The sequence below is a fragment of the Phocaeicola fibrisolvens genome (genome assembly GCF_025567125.1).
Lineage (GTDB): Bacteria > Bacteroidota > Bacteroidia > Bacteroidales > Bacteroidaceae > Phocaeicola > Phocaeicola fibrisolvens.
Map to the genome: position 1 here is coordinate 1 of NZ_JAOQJI010000063.1, position 15,942 is coordinate 15,942.

At 48.5% G+C, this 15,942-nt stretch carries 8 protein-coding genes; 2 read left to right on the forward strand and 6 right to left on the reverse strand.

The genetic code is table 11. The features are described from left to right. Positions 1-422: 422 nt before the first annotated feature. The 6 genes from OCV81_RS16260 to OCV81_RS16285 all read right to left on the reverse strand — a co-directional run bounded on the left by OCV81_RS16260 (position 423) and on the right by OCV81_RS16285 (position 11,788). Complete coding sequence (locus OCV81_RS16260) at positions 423-2,930, reverse strand: glycosyl hydrolase family 95 catalytic domain-containing protein (RefSeq protein WP_148330941.1); 2,508 nt, start codon at positions 2,928-2,930, stop codon at positions 423-425. Positions 2,931-2,945: 15 nt separating this feature from the next. Beyond that, complete coding sequence (locus tag OCV81_RS16265) at positions 2,946-3,626, reverse strand: hypothetical protein (protein ID WP_148330942.1); 681 nt, start codon at positions 3,624-3,626, stop codon at positions 2,946-2,948. A gap of 120 nt (positions 3,627-3,746) precedes the next feature. Further along, positions 3,747-4,757 (reverse strand): glycosyl hydrolase family 18 protein, encoded by a 1,011-nt coding sequence (locus OCV81_RS16270; RefSeq protein ID WP_071150810.1) that lies wholly within the window; start codon positions 4,755-4,757, stop codon positions 3,747-3,749. A gap of 121 nt (positions 4,758-4,878) precedes the next feature. Then, the gene (locus tag OCV81_RS16275) at positions 4,879-7,152 is read right to left on the reverse strand and encodes a BACON domain-containing protein (protein ID WP_148330943.1); all 2,274 of its coding nucleotides are present in this window, start codon (positions 7,150-7,152) and stop codon (positions 4,879-4,881) included. An 18-nt stretch (positions 7,153-7,170) separates the two neighbouring features. Beyond that, positions 7,171-8,802 (reverse strand): RagB/SusD family nutrient uptake outer membrane protein, encoded by a 1,632-nt coding sequence (locus tag OCV81_RS16280; RefSeq protein ID WP_071150341.1) that lies wholly within the window; start codon positions 8,800-8,802, stop codon positions 7,171-7,173. A 22-nt stretch (positions 8,803-8,824) separates the two neighbouring features. Then, positions 8,825-11,788, reverse strand: coding sequence for a SusC/RagA family TonB-linked outer membrane protein (locus OCV81_RS16285; RefSeq protein WP_148330944.1), 2,964 nt, complete (start codon positions 11,786-11,788; stop codon positions 8,825-8,827). Positions 11,789-12,011: 223 nt separating this feature from the next. Here OCV81_RS16285 and OCV81_RS16290 point away from each other — a divergent pair, with 223 nt between their 5' ends. After that, the gene (locus OCV81_RS16290) at positions 12,012-14,729 is read left to right on the forward strand and encodes a two-component regulator propeller domain-containing protein (protein ID WP_262640465.1); all 2,718 of its coding nucleotides are present in this window, start codon (positions 12,012-12,014) and stop codon (positions 14,727-14,729) included. 272 nt (positions 14,730-15,001) lie between these two features. After that, positions 15,002-15,862 (forward strand): site-specific integrase, encoded by an 861-nt coding sequence (locus OCV81_RS16295; protein ID WP_148330946.1) that lies wholly within the window; start codon positions 15,002-15,004, stop codon positions 15,860-15,862. The last annotated feature ends 80 nt before the right edge of the window (positions 15,863-15,942 follow it).

Genomic DNA, 15,942 nt, shown 5'->3' on the forward strand with positions numbered 1-15,942 from the left:
GAAGGAGGCGATAACCGTTTGTTTCCATAGCTGCTGATGATTCGTTGTTTGCAAAGATACGATTTTATACGGTTTACTCCTCAGATTTTTACGTTGAGCCTTGAGGGGTGAGCGGTGGGGGTTGAGGGGGATTCTTTAGACGCGAATAACACGGAGGACGCAGATTCTATTTTCAGTCTGTGATAATCTGCGTCCTCCGTGCCTAAAATCCCTCAACCATAATGGGCTTTTTTATAAACCAATCAACCCCTCCCACGCGCGAACGCAGGAGGGGATTTTTGCCCGCTACCGGGGCGTTTGTTCCAAGGCTGCACGAAGCGCGTTCACAAGCTGTTCGGAGGCCGCCCGAAACAACAACTGATAATCAATAAGTTATACTCATACCGTAAAACTTCCGATTCGCATTAGATTGGGCTTATGATTTAATGGAAATCATTCCATCCGCTCAGTTTCCCCAACATGCGATTGCCTAATTTTTTGACTTGCTTATTCGGGCTTCCCGTGAAAACAGTCCGCTCTTTCCGCACATCATCTGCAAGTCTGACAATATACTCTTTCCCGGGCTTAGTCAAGAAGCAAATAACATTGTCATCACTCTTCCTATACTTCATCTTCGCACCGTTATCCACCTGAATGACCTCAATCTTGGCCTCATCGCCCCAGGGGTTCTGCAAGAAACACCTGTTTCCTTTCAGACTTTTGATGCCTATCTGCCCTACACGTGCCTGTTCGTTTCTTTCAGCCGACACAATAAATGCCCCACGTGCCAACAGCGTAAAAGCAAGCCTGGTGGAATTCCAAGCAGAAGGAACTGCCGGAAAGACCCTGATCTTGCCCTCGTTGCTTTGCAGCATCATTTCATTCATCGTGGTGGCATAATTGCTCATGGCCTCCATGCCGCATTGGAAGAAATCGTGCGAACGGATTACATATTTCCCTCCCAGAAGGTCGTGCTTTGATGCCAGGTCATATATATTGTCGGGATAGCCCGTTACATTGTGCATCAGGCCTTGAGGATACATTTGATGAATCTTCACACCATTCATCACATATTCCAACGCCTCATCGCCCAGACCCATGCGTGCCGCAACTTCCGGAATAGGATAGTGAGCATTGGCATCTTTCTTCCATCTGGCCAGATTAATCACCGCCTTGCCGATTCGCGTGTCTTTGTCGTCAATGCCTATCAAGCCCGCGGGGAAAGCCACTAAGCCGCCATTCGCCCATATCCAGGGTGTATAGCGTGCTTCCGAATAATATTCTTCCGCAGGAGACAGCACCTCCCCTGCCCCTTCCAATTGTTCGTACCCCCGTTTCCAAAGATGGTTCAACACATAGTTCCATCGCTTTACCAAGTCTTTATCGGCCTTCAATATCGTGGCCGCCTTTATGCAATTACCAAAAAGCTGCTCTATGCAATTGCGGTCGCTCATGGAGTTCTTCACATATTCAATCGCTTCAGACTCGTAAAGGGAAGAGAGAAAGTAATACTCCTTCTTCCGCTCATCCCACTGGAGTTTGTCCAAATAAAAGTTGGCTGCCTTCTTCATAAAGGGATAAGCCTTCTCCCTCAAGAAATCCTCGTCATCGGTAAACTCGTAATAGTCCCAGAACAAGGATGCTATTTGCGAGGCCGGAGTAAAGTTGTTCTTCATGCTTTCCCAATCCGTGCTCAGTTGCTCGCCGGTAAAGCAATGCGCCTCGGTTATCAGCAAGGCATCATTGGACGCACCTTTTTCTTTAGCCAAGGCCTGGGCAGCAGGAATCATCTTGAAATATGTATCCAGATACGGAACCATCAACTGGCAGTCGTTCTGCGCACACAATCCCCAATATTGCTGCTGGGTATTCCAATGATGCGGGGTAATCCAGTTCATCACGTCCCTGTTCCAACGCCACAATCCGCCATTGAAGGTCACAGGAAACTCACCCTGAGAACCCGCAGCCATGAGGTAGCGGCGCAGATAATAGATATTCTCAAGATAGTCATCGCCCAGCTTCATGAAGCTATTCGACCAGAAAGCACTATACCACTCGTCTTTCTCTTTCTTGAGCTGCTCCAGCCCTGTGCTCTCGGCCTCGTCCAACAGTTTCACGGCTTGCTCCACCACCGGATTAGCACTCTCACGGTCAGTAGCCACACTCAGCAAAACCGTAAAGCACTCCTTATCGGTTTTCTGCTCTACCGTATGGGTATTCAGCAATGCCGGCGCCATGTCTCCCTGCACGATTCTACAAGCCACGGCAAAATGCAGGCCATTGCCTTTTTCCTCAATCACCATGTCGTTGCCTCTTTTGCCAGCTTCGGTCTCGCCTATGCCAACCGCAGGATCTTTAGGGAATCCTCCCGAATACCACCTGGCAAAAGCACGGCTACCAAGCCTTTCAAGCGTGATGGTAGCAACCGAGTTTCCCTCTGTTCCTGCAGCATCGGGCAGGTTTTCGCACTCAATGACCCATACGTTTTTGCCATGGGCCAGCCACGTCTTGATGCAAGTTCTGGAGAAAGGAGTATCGGCACGATAGCCCGCTTCCCCATTCTTCAGCGACAGCCTGCCCTCAAAATCTTTCAAGTGAATCCAGCTGAACACAGGCAGGCCAAAATCAATCTTCAGACGGGCCGCATGTTTCAGAACCGAAGCATTTTCCTCTTCGGGCATCAACGAAGTCCATAAGTCGTTCTTATTGACTTGCAGCTCTATGCCATTCTCATGGTTCCATATCATGCCTCCCATGTCCCCATTCCCCATAGGAAAACCTTCCGCCTCCAGCTGGGTGGGCGACAGATACACGATATCATGCTTCGACAGGTAATTATCTTCCACGACAAACGGGGAAGAAGCCATATTCAGGTGGCTATAGCTCCTGTTTTCTTGGGCTGCTAAAGAGAAACATAAAAAAATACCCAAGAAAAGAAATACATTCTTCATCTGTTTGTGCCTCTCTTATTTATGATACTTATACTCCACATAATCATACAGTCCATAATTCTCCTGCTGCGGAATCTGATCCCCCAAGAATACAAGGTTCTCGACGCTACAGTAAATATGGAATGATATCTCATTGCCGAACTGAAGCTGCACTTCATGCCGCTTCTCCTGGTCAATGAACCATGTAGCATAATATTTGCCATCGACCAGCTTAAGATCTATCTCGAACAGATGCCATCCCGGCTTAATTTTGACAGGCACCGACGTGAACGGAAAATCCTGGCTCGTCATATATGCCAGCATATCATCGTCTTCCGCCCCGACCTCTTTCCTTGCCTTGGAGGTGCCGTATCCTACCTCAAAATCAAGCTCATGATGGTCGTCACAATATATCCAGGAGCCCACACTTGCCTGGTCACCTTTCCCCATCCGGGGTATATACGTCTTCCATGTATATCTGCCAGAAGTGTATATCTTATCAACCGTGCGGACTTTCTTCCTGTCCCTTGATTCTGCTCTTGTAAATATCTTCAATATGCCATCCTTAATTTCACATTGGTTGGCCGGGTTGTCATCTTGGTGCCCGTATCGCCACCCTTCCAAATCATCAAAATTCCATCTATGGTTATTTGCCTCCTGCGCTTGTCCCAACTGAACAGACAACAAAAGCAGGAACAGCCCTATTGCTCTTTTCATATCCAACTTGATTAATTGATAAAAATAATGGTGCGTCATAATGGGTAATCTGACGCACCTTAATAGATGTGTAGCAAAATCTGCATTTTGGCACACCCCTACTTAATAGCGACTCTACCGTTATTTCTCCATCCAGTCACGCGTCACTTTCCACGTATCGGGCGACACGCTGCTGAAATGCCAGAAACCGACTTTAGGCAGCTGCAACTCGTCAGCCAGCTGAAGCAGGCACTCGGTGCTGCGGGCATCGGCCGCATAGAACAGATGGCGGCATCCGTCCTCGTGGTCGTAAAGGTACATGTTCACCTTCTCATAGCACAGCCAGGTAGGAGCAGGAAGTTCCCCAACAGCTTTATCGGGCTTCGGGGCATAAATCTGCGTACCGGCAATGTCGCCTGTGAGTTTATAATCGTTGCCATAGGCGGGAAGTGCCATTACCAGTTTGTCAGCGCTGATACGCTCTTTCCAATAAAGCATGCATTCGCGCGTCCAGAGGTAATTGGATGTGGGTCCCACGCCCTGGCAGTCATCACGGTGAGCCAGCTCTTTCACGCCTATGCAGGGAGCACAATACATATCGTAGCACATGACGCGCACAAGGTCGCAGGTGTTCTCCAATACAGCCGGGTCATAAAATATCTGCGTGTTTTCATCGGCATAAAGAGCCGGGTAAAAGCCCACGCAATGGCTCATCTTCTTGCCTGCGGCATGCAATGCGGCAGATGCCTTTTGCAGGAAATCCGAGTAAGTGGCACGGACTGAAGGCGAAAGATGCTCGAAGTCGAGGTCTATTCCGTCATACCCATTGGCTTGGCAGTCATTTACGTAACTTTCCACCAAAGAGGCAATCTTTTCGGGAGTATTGATTGACTCTTCATTACCGCCTACGGCACGATACACTTCAATGCCAGCCGCATGACATTTATCGATATACTCACGCGGGGGATTGCCAAAAACACTAACGGAGGCAATCATGTCTTTCACTGGTTCAAGATCTGCAAACGAACTTTCCTCTCCGTATACGACCCAAGGGTGTAGCTGTTTGCTTGGGGTTGGCACAGTCTCGGTTTGCTTCACACTGCAAGCGGCCAAGCCAAATGCGGCCAATACCACACACACGAATTTCTTCATACAAATCATCTTCTTCATTATTTTTTTTTGTAGAGGTAGATTCCGCCACACCCCATCCTACGACAGGAAACAGGCGGATAAAAAGTGCAGCAGAATCTACATAAGTGTTAAATTAATAATATCAATAAGGAGTATAGTTAAACCAGTTGTACTTGCCGGTATAAGTGTTGGTGCAGTTGCTATCGCCCTGCCAAGCAGCACCATCGACAAAGTTACGGAATTCCAGCCCGAATGTAAAGTCTTCGGAAGTATATGTCGTTTGCTTGCGTGTTATCTCACGACCGTCCACATACCATATAGGCAGGTATCCGTCTTCGTTAAGCTGCAAGTCCAACTCGAACGTATGTACGCCCGGGTCAATGGCCAAGAAGAAAGGATCCATCTGCTCGGTATAGCAACGTATGAGCATCTGGCCCGGAATGGCACCGGCAGCATCGCGCCAAGCCTGCGCACCCGGACAAACGTAGATCGAGAAGGTGCGCTCCTCCGCATTGGTGGCATAGATGTTGACTCCGTTCAGCCACTTTTCGCCGGCTGGCACTTCAGGTACATCCAGCTCAAAAGCGTACTTGGCAGCACCGGCAACTATATCGGTAGTCACCACCTGTCCGTTAGAAACGTTCAGGGCACCATCGCTGATTACAGCATCGCCTAACGTCCAACCGGCCGGAGCCTCATCGAATTCGAAAGCAACCGTGTTGTCTTCCCCGCTCCCAGATTCACCATATTTCTTATACTCAATATAGTTGTACTTGGTTTCATAGTCACGCGAGCACTCTGTACTACCTTGCCAGCCACCTCCATTTGACATGGTGCTGAATTGCAAGTTGAACTTGTTTTCAGCCGAGGTGTACCAAGTCTGGAATGTCGTCACATCCACGCCATCCACTATCCAGGTACAATAATATTGGTCGTCGGCATTCAGGCGCAAATCAAGCGTAAAGGTATGCTTGCCCGGATCAATAGGATAATTGAACACTCCCAAAGCTTCGGTATAGCAACGTACCAACATCTGACCCGGCAGTGCACCTACCGCATCACGGTCTGCCTGGCTTCCGGCCCATACGAACATGGAGAAGGAACGCTCCACACCGGGAACATTGTTTACAGAAATATTAGGCCCTGCCACGTACTTCTCGCCAACACTTACTTGAGGAACATCAATTTCGAAAGTCACCTTTCCGGCTCCCATATCCTCGTTAATCAAAGTATGGCAATTAGGCATAGGAAGCGTCAGCCATCCATCGGTAACAGTTGCGGTGCCAGGAGATACCCACTCTGCAGGAACCATATTGTCGTCAAAGTCCCATCTTACAGTCTCTCCGTCAGGCTCGGGTTCGTCGGTATCGCCACCAATAGGATCTTTCGAATACTCATAAGGAATGTACTCGAACCAGTCAAAGATAGCATAATTCTCTTGCGTGGCAGCATGGTCGCCCATACCCATCAGGTTCTCCACACTAAAGATTGGACGGAAAGCAATTTCTTCTCCGAAATCCATAACCTGCGAAGTGATAGGTTCATCATTAACCAGCCACTCGGCCACATATTTACCTTCGTCATTCAACTTCATGTCTATGGCAATGGTATGCCATGCATCTGCTTTGATGACGGTGGTCACTCCCACAAACGGGTTGGCCTGACTGGAGATAAGGCAAAGCAGTTCATCATCAGCAGCACCATACGTAGCACGATTTTCGGCAGTTCCGGAAGAAATCTCAAAGTCAAGCTCGTGCCGGTCGTCATTATAAATGAATCCTGCCACACTGGTACGATCGTTCATGCCCAATTTGGGAATATACACACGCCACTCGTAACGCCCGGAGTAATACATTTTATTGGTGTTCACCTTGAAGCGATCACCATTGGTACCCATATGTTCTTCTCCCGGACGGGTATATATACGAATACCCTTACCGTCTTCACAGCCTTCATGATCCACCAACGTAATAGGATTGGGAGCATCGTTCAAGCCGGTGAAGAACAGGCCGTCAAAGCTGTCAAGATTATACTTATCCCCTTCCATTTGAGCCTTTTGTTTGACGGTAATATCCAGCAATTCTGCTTGCACGGCAGACACCGTCACTATGGCACTACGTGCAGGCCCCGTATTCTTGTCTGCATGGAAAGTAAGGGTGGCATTGCCAGTACCCTCCATCGGAGTCACAGTAAGCCATTGCTCCGTGCCTTGGGTAATCGTCACTTTCCATGACGCATCGGTTTCCACTTGGATAGTCTGATCCTGATCTGTTGACGGGGCTGCCTCAAAAGAAATGACATTACCCGACAGGTTCATATCGACCACATCCATTTTCTCTCTCATGAAGTCACTACATGCCGTGAGCACAGATATGCAAACAGCAGCAATAGCTATACAGAAATATTTCAGCTTCATATTATTTGCTCCTTAGAATTAGTTTTTTAAGTTAGGATTGTTCGCCGCATCGCGTGCCGGATAGGGGAAGTACATCTTGCTGTCATCCCACACACCTGTAACGGGTATGGCCTCTTTGACAAACACACCGGGAGCGACCTCTATCTCAGGATTCTCCTTGCGATATTCAAAGTGATCTTTCAAGCGGTTCATGCGGAACATGTCGCGCGCACGAGTAGCAATATTTGCCCAATAATAACCGCCAATCTCCCAGCCGTGCTCGTTATAAGCAGCTTCGGCCAATTCCTCATCACTCATCGAAGCACTATAAATATTGCTCTCTGCACCATCGGCACGATTACGCACCTCATTAAGCAGACGTATAGCTTCAGTCTTATCGGCTCCACCCAATTTAGCACGTCCTACAGCCTCAGCATACCAGCAATATACCTCCGAAAGACGGATTACCTGATGCTGTTTCTGACCCTCAAAGCTCAGAGCTGCAGGATTGGTATAGTCAAATTCTGCACCATTCAATCCTTCCACTTTCTTCATAAAGCACGGAGCCAGAGATACGCGAGGAGATGCCGGGTCGGGATCTTCCCACCAGTCGCGCAGCGTACCTTCTTTCGCTTCGCTTTGCAAAATAATTTTCGGGAAGTAACTTGCTTCCTTGCGGGGACCGTCCGGGAAATCTTTCCAGAATTTTATCTCACCATGCGTGTCTTCCCAACCGCCGCCATAAGCCATATCTTGCATAAAGTCGCACACCACGGCGTTGGTCAACGCACCCGAAGAAAGATTATAGTGTATTCCTAAAAGCACTTCGGGATTGTTTTCGTTCCATTTCATCGAATAAACATCCTTGTACTCATCCAGCAAGCGGTAGTTCCACGTACCGTCTTCCACACCGTCAATCACTTCTTTTGCTTTCTGGGCAGCAAGTTTGTAATATTCTACACCCAGATTCAAAGGCCATCCCGCCATAGTCATATAGACATAGCTCAAAGTAGCTTTAGCAGCCGCGTTATTCACCGCTATGTTCACACCATTACGCGCATAAGGTTCATTGGTATAATTATCCGGCAGCATGGTTTCTGCTTTTTTCAAATCATCCACAATAAGGGCATAGATGTCTTCCACCTCAGCCAAGGGCATATTATACTCCACCTCATCTTTCACTACCATTGGCACACGTCCCCAAGTAGTGACCAGATAGTAGTATGAATAAGCGCGCCAATAATAAGCTTGCCCTAACGTAGCATCCACATACTCTTTTTCTACGGGAGTACGTCCAGCATTCTCAATGATGAAGTTGGCTGCCTTCACCACTTCCCAACGCCGTGTCCACAACTCATCCACCCAAGTATTGTTATCAGACACATCATAAGTATCCACTTCACGGATAGGCTGTTTGTTGCTGGCAGGGTGGGTACTCATGTCATCGCCTCGTACCGCATCAAAGCCTATGGCATTGTTGGCATACATGGCATTAGCCAAAACGCCGTACAGGGCATTAAGGCTCTTATCCAAGTCGCCTTTAGTCTGAAAGAAATTTGTTACCGCCATTTGTCCTTTGGGGTCTTCGGTCAGAAAATCCTGGCAACCAGTCATTGTAAATGGCAAGAGCACCATGCCGGCTGCCGTCAATAATTGATATATCTTTTTCATATTGAGAGTTTTTTTATGTTACTTAGAAATTAAGTTTCACACCGAATGTAAAGGTACGGGGAACCGGATAAGCACCCATATCCACACCATTGAGTCCGTAAGGGCCTGCATTGATTACTTCCGGATCCATACCGGTATAATGGGTCAGAGTAAAGACATTCTGGGCACTTACCGAGAGCTGCAAGTCTGCTATGCGCGCCCACTTACGCGGGATGGTATAAGCCACAGTGATGTTTTTCAGCTTAATGTAAGAAGCATCTTCCAGATAGAAATCTGAATCGGGATAATCCTTGTTATTGCTGTTACTATGGGTTGAGTAAAGGGCATCGGCCTTGTTCTCCACCATGTCCCAGCTCTTGTAGTAAGCATCGGCCAAGGTGATGAATTTATATTTACCCACCATGGAAGACATGGCAAAGCGGCTCATATTAAGACGGTCGGCTCCCAAAGCTGCGTTGAAGAAACAGTTGAATGTCCAATTCTTCCAAGTCACAGTATTGTTCCAGCCAAATGTCCAGCTCGGTTCAGCCTGACCCTTCACCACCAAATCGTCACTTGTAGGAGTGGAGGTATAACTACCATCTGCCTGATGCTTGTAAAGGTTCAGACCATCTTTGCTGAAGTTCTGCCATTCATACACATAGAACGAACCGATGGGATAGCCAACCTTCTTAATCTCGATAGGGCCGGCGCCAAATCCTGTAAGATTCTCTCCCACAATAAAGTCGTCACCACCTAAGTCTATCACCTCGTTGTGCAGCCAAGAAGCATTGAACGAAGTATCCCAACGCAAGTCCTTAGTAGCTACCGGGGTGGCTGCTATATTGAATTCCACACCATGGTTACGAATCTCGCCGTGGTTCACCCAGAAGCTGCCACCGCCGTTATAAGCCGGAATGGGTTTCCGCAGCAACAAGTCCTTGGTATCCTTGCGGAACCATTCGGCGGTAAAGCTCAAGCGTCCGTCCAGTACCGAAGCATCCACACCTACATTATACTGATAAGTGCTCTCCCAAGTGACATCGGGAGTGGCGGGCAAGCCGCTCCAATAGCCGTTCCATATTTGTCCGCTTCCCCACGAGTCGTAATTCTTTTCGGCGAGCATTCCCAAAGTAGAGTAAGAGGAAATACCGGAATTACCCGACACGCCGAAGCTGGCACGCAGTTTCAATTGATCAAATATATTTTGATTCTGCATGAAGTTTTCCTCTGCTATATTCCAAGCCAACGCGGCAGACGGGAAATAGCCCCACTTATTGCCCTCGCTGAATTTCGAAGAACCATCGGCACGCAGAGTAACGGTAGCCATGTAACGGCTCTTATAGCTATACATCACACGACCTAAAGCCGACACCATGGATGAAGCGGAATATCCGTTGTTTGCCGTAATATTTGCGGCATTGTTCACATTCCAATATCCTACAAACTCGTTGTTCAACTCTGAACCTGCTATTGAAATGTTCTTACCCTCGTAGCCGCTCAATTCAAATACTGCCGTAGCAGTAAGATGGTGGTCTTTATTAAACGTCTTGTCGTAAGTAACGTTCTCAATGTTTTGCCACGTCACCCCATGAACACCGCTATTCGTCATTCCGCTCAACTCACCGGGAGCTGTCAATGAAGAAGTGAAGGTATAGCTGGGCGAATGGCTATAATTAAGGTAGCCTTGTGCAGAAAACGTCAAACCGTCAATAATCTTGTAGGTAAGGTTTACATTTCCATCAAAATTATAGTTGTAGCTATCCTCATAGTTTTCCACACGCCGACCGTAAGGGTTAGCGTCAACGGCATTGTACGGGTCTTTATTATATATTCCCGTTTCCGGATCGCGCATCTCCATGGTAGGCGAGTAGTTCAGGAAAGTCATCATGTCGATATCGCCATTATGACGATGCGAATAGCTCATGCTGAGTTTCGTTGACATAGTAAGACGGTCTGTAAGCTCGTTGTCCAGGTTGACACGCATCTGTGCCCGCTGGTTCTTGGTAGTAATGGTGATGGCTGTCTGATCGAGGAAGTTGGCAGATATGTAATACCGGTTCTTCTTATTACCGCCCGAAACACTGACTCTGTAATCCTGGCTCACCCCGGTCTGCAACATTATATCCTGCCAATCAATACCTTTCTGTCCTGTGCGGTATGCCTCCATATCTTCAGCCGATATAGTAGCACCTCCTCTATAATAGTTCAGGGCCTGTGCATATTCGTAAGGCGAAAGCAAGTCATACTTCTTGATGATATTCGAGATACCTACATTAGCCTCAACCGAAATGCTGGGTTTGCCTTCTGCTCCTTTTTTAGTCGTGATAAGGATAACGCCATTGGCACCGCGCGAACCGTAAATGGCCGTGGCAGATGCGTCCTTCAGCACCTCGATGGAAGCGATGTCGTCGGGGTTCATGTCAAGCCCGCCGCCCACTACACCATCTGTCACATACAACGGCTCACACCCGGTATTAATAGAGGTAGTACCACGCACGCGAATTTTCACACCGCCACCGGGCATACCATCGGTATTGGTGACCTGCACACCTGTGACACGGCCTTGAAGAATATCGCTCACACGCTTCACCGGCTGTTCCTTGTACTGTTTAGTCGAGATAGACGAAACGGACCCCGTAAGGTCTGATTTCTTCACCGCACCATAACCGATTACCACCACCTCGTCCAGCTGGGTCAGGTCTTCTTTAAGAAGAATCTGCAAATTGGTCTCCTTCCCCAACTGCACCTCTTGCGTCTCATAACCAATATAAGAGATGTGTAACATGGCCCCCTCGGTAGCATGAATGACAAATCTCCCATCCACATCGGTAATTGTACCGGTTTCTGTTCCTTCTTGAGTGATATTCACCCCAATCAAAGGTTCGCTGCTCGCAGCATCGACTACTACACCGCTATAGTTTTGCGTAACTTGTGCCCATGTGGAAGATACGGATACAAGCATACACAAAAACAAGCATCTTGCAACTTTTCTTATACTACTCATATTAAAATAGGATTAAGTAATAAATAACTGTTAATATAGGTTTATTTCTCTGACCACTAAAATTAAATAAACAGCCTTTTATCCTGCTCAACAAATAGTTATAAAGTATCAAATTTAGATTTGGATAAGTCAACAAATAATCTTAAGACATCAATAAATGTTCATTTTGGCTATTTTTATCCAAACAATCTCTATATTTGAGACCGGATTAATCATTTATATCATGAGACACATCATAACTGCCATACTTTTTGCGTTTACTCTGTGTCTGCCCTTACATGCCATCCAGGAGACACTTTCTTTCATCCCCTTCTCGCTTAACGAGGGACTGACACATACCAGAGTGCAATGCATCTTCTGCGATCATGCAGGAATCGTATGGATTGGGACGAAGAACGGACTCAACAGCTGGGACCAATCTGAACTGAAAAACTATCTTCACAATCCCTCCGACCCGAAATCGCTGCCCGACAACTACATTAAATTCATCACCGAAGGGGCCGACCAAAAACTATACCTATCCACCAACCATGGGGTCGGAACGTTTGACCCGGCGCTTAAACAGTTCAGCCCACTTCTGTATGAAGGAAAGCCATTCGAAGCATGGAGTTGTCTGCATACCGACAGTGTCCTGCTGTTAGGTGGCCGCAACACGATTTACAGCTATCATTACCAGAGCCGGTCACTCGCCCCGTTGATAAATGAAGTAAAAGGAGATCTAAACAAATGCATCACGCACATTGCCCTTTGGGATGACCAAACCTACATCGCCTCCTGCAAACACGACGGCATCTGGATATACGACCTGAAGCGGCAAACCATGTCGCGCTGCCCGTTTGTGCAGAAGCACAATGTCAACAGCATTTTTGTCGATAGCCAAAAGCGCCTGTACGTATCGGTCTATGGCAATGGAGTTTTCAGATACCGGCACGACGGGACTCCCGACGGGCACTTCTCCGTGCAAAACGGCAAGCTTACACACAACGTGGTTTCTGACTTTGTAGAAAAGGACAGCATCATCTGGATGGGCACAGACGGAGGGGGAATCAATCTGCTGGACTTGCATACCGATGAGGTAAAATGTATAAAGCACATTCCGAGCGACCCTCTTTCCCTGCCGAACAACTCCATCTTTTGCCTTTACAAGGATAGGAAAGGAAACATCTGGGGAGGGAGCGTACATGCCGGATTGTTCGCCATCATCAAGAATCACATCAAGACGTACAAAGACACACCGCCAAACGTTCCATACGGCCTGAGCGAGCCGACAATCACCGCATTGCACGAGGAGGCAGACACCTTACTGTGGATTGGCACGGACGGAGGTGGACTCAATGCCTACGACCAGCACACCACACTGTTCCGGCATTTTCCCTCCACAAGCGGCAAGAAAGTGGTGTCCATCGTCTCATTCTCCCCCGACAAGCTGCTCATATCATGCTTCAACGATGGGTTTTATCTTTTCGACAAGCGCACGGCCCAGATTACTCCCTACCCACTTATAGACAGCCATACAGCCCGGGAAGAGTTTGCCAAAGGCGACTTGGTAAACCTGTATGCCACCCCCGACGAAATCTACATCTTCGGCTACCACATTTATATATACAACCGGCATACGCATGAAACCTACCGGCTTTCCACCCCGCCCAACGTGGAAAACTACCAGCTCATGAACGCGCAACCTGTGCATGAGGACGACCGCTACATCTACATCATGAGCTATAAAGAACTGCTGCAAATTGAGAAGGCCTCGAAAAGCATCACCCTGCTCTTCAGCGTTTCAGGCAACGAGTCGCTCACCTCGGCCTGCATTGACAGCCAAGGCAACTTCTGGATAGGCAGCGATTACGCTTTGTACTACTATGACACGGCAAGCAAGCTGTCTAAAAAGGTGCAAAACATACTGTTCCAGAACATCCAGAGCCTGACATCAGACTCCAAGGAGCGCATCTGGATAGGAGCCAACAACATGCTGCTGGTCTATTTCATCCACGAGAAGCGGACCATGATATTGGACGAGACGGACGGCGTGAAGCCCAACGAGTACATTTTCACCCCCATGCCGAGGTCGCTCAGCCAGAATATCTACATGGGCGGGACACAAGGGCTGACGGTCATCAACCAGAACATCGAAATAGTGGATGACTATGCCCCCGCCGTAAACCTGCTCAGCATCAACCTGGACGGCAAGGACATCACCCGCGACGTATTGCCGCACCGGAAGCTGGTAGTGCCGTACCAACACTCGTCCATCAACTTCAAAGTGATTGTTGACGAAAGTGTGCCCTTCTGCAAGCACCTCTTCAACTACATCCTTGAGGGAGACGAACCGAGGAAAATCCAAAGCGCCTCGCGAAGCGTAGAACTGGGCCACTTGAATCCCGGCAACTATACCCTGCTGGCCAATTGCAACACCAACAACAATTGGAGCAAGCCCATGGAGCTGCTCCACATCCACGTCCAGGCCCCCATCTGGCAAAGACCCTGGTTCATTGGCCTTTGTCTGCTCATATTCATTATGCTCTTCACCGGCGGAATATGGCTGCTGCAAAAGCGCATGGCGCACAAGTACAAACTGCTGATCGCCAAGAACGAGCGCGAGCAGGAAGAAAGGCTGCGCTTCATCGCCCGCCTGAACGAAGTGATTGACAACAACATCGACAACCCCAACCTCGACAACCACTTTTTGCAGAACGAAATGGCCATGGGGCGCACATCGCTCTACAACAAGCTGAAGCAGGCCACCGGCATGGGAACGAGCGAATACATCAACCACCGCAAGATAGAAAAAGCGAAAAAGCTGCTGACGAACACCAACCTCAGCATCTCCGAAATATCCGACTGCCTGGGCTTCACCTATCAACGCTATTTCAGCACCATCTTTAAGAAAACGACAGGGCTGTCCCCCTCGCAATTCCGCCATCAAAGCAGCTTGAAGTAAAACCTGTATTATTATATCAATATGAAAAATATTTTATTCTATTTCTTTTGGCACTAAATAAAAGAAATGTTCAGCGAAACCAATCCAGCCATATTACCCAGATTAATTTTTAAATCCGCGTCATCCCCGTCATCCGCGTCTAAAAAATCCCCCTCAACCCTAAACACTAAACGCTAAACCCTAAACCCAACTATTAATTTTTAATTTTTCATTCTTAATTATTCCTCGCTTCTTCATTAGCTTCGCAATGTAAATCCCAAAAACAAAATAGTATGGCAACAATCAAAGTAAAATTCCGCCCGTCGGCGGTCAACGGGAAAGCAGGAGCGGTCTGCTACCAGCTTTGCCACAGACAGGAAAACAAACAGATTACCACCTCCATGCGGATCTTCCCCCACTGGTGGAACCCTCAAAAACGCGAACTGATCACCACACCCGACAACGCCGCCACCGTCTCGGCCTACCGCAGACAGATCGAACAGGACGTACACAAACTGCGCGAAATCGTCCGACAGCTGGACGCCGCCTCCCAACCCTACACCCTGACCGATGTCGTCCGCCTCTTCCAGTCCGACCTGGCTTCCAACGGCATACTGGAGTATCTGCAAAAAGAAATCCTCCGGCTTCAGGACAACAACCAGTATGGCACCTCCCGCAACTACCGGCGCACCCTGAGCAGCTTCTCCACCTTTCTGAAAGGCACCGATGTTCCCCTCCCCGCCGTAGATGCCACCCTCATCGGCCGGTACGAGAAGTGGCTGGCCCAACGCAACGTCCGGCGCAACAGCAGCTCGTTCTACATGCGCATCCTGCGCGCCGCCTACAACAAGGCCGTACGCGAAAAACTGGCCGAACAGTCCTACCCGTTCGCCCAGGTCTACACCGGCATCGCCCCTACCCCCAAACGGGCAGTCAGCGAAGAGACCATCCTCCAGCTGCAAAGGCTCAACCTGTCCGGCCACCCGTCCCTGCTCCTTGCAAGAGACCTCTTCATATTCAGTTACTGTACGCGCGGCATGGCATTCGTCGACATGGCTTATCTGAAAAAATCGGATATTGCCGACGGCTCCATCACCTACTACCGCCACAAGACCGGTCAGCGTTCAGCTTCGGCTCATGCCTGTCATTGCTGATTACCGCAGATTTGAGATTGTCCGGAGTCAGTATGGGAGGTACACCGCCCAGATGTTCCAGGCACATCCTTATGGCATAC

Bases quoted from the DNA above. Each gene is read 5' to 3' on its own strand.
- OCV81_RS16260 (WP_148330941.1), bottom strand. From the start codon at position 2,930: ATGAAGAATGTATTTCTTTTCTTGGGTATTTTTTTATGTTTCTCTTTA.
- OCV81_RS16265 (WP_148330942.1), bottom strand. From the start codon at position 3,626: ATGAAAAGAGCAATAGGGCTGTTCCTGCTTTTGTTGTCTGTTCAGTTG.
- OCV81_RS16270 (WP_071150810.1), bottom strand. From the start codon at position 4,757: ATGAAGAAATTCGTGTGTGTGGTATTGGCCGCATTTGGCTTGGCCGCT.
- OCV81_RS16275 (WP_148330943.1), bottom strand. From the start codon at position 7,152: ATGAAGCTGAAATATTTCTGTATAGCTATTGCTGCTGTTTGCATATCT.
- OCV81_RS16280 (WP_071150341.1), bottom strand. From the start codon at position 8,802: ATGAAAAAGATATATCAATTATTGACGGCAGCCGGCATGGTGCTCTTG.
- OCV81_RS16285 (WP_148330944.1), bottom strand. From the start codon at position 11,788: ATGAGTAGTATAAGAAAAGTTGCAAGATGCTTGTTTTTGTGTATGCTT.
- OCV81_RS16290 (WP_262640465.1), top strand. From the start codon at position 12,012: ATGAGACACATCATAACTGCCATACTTTTTGCGTTTACTCTGTGTCTG.
- OCV81_RS16295 (WP_148330946.1), top strand. From the start codon at position 15,002: ATGGCAACAATCAAAGTAAAATTCCGCCCGTCGGCGGTCAACGGGAAA.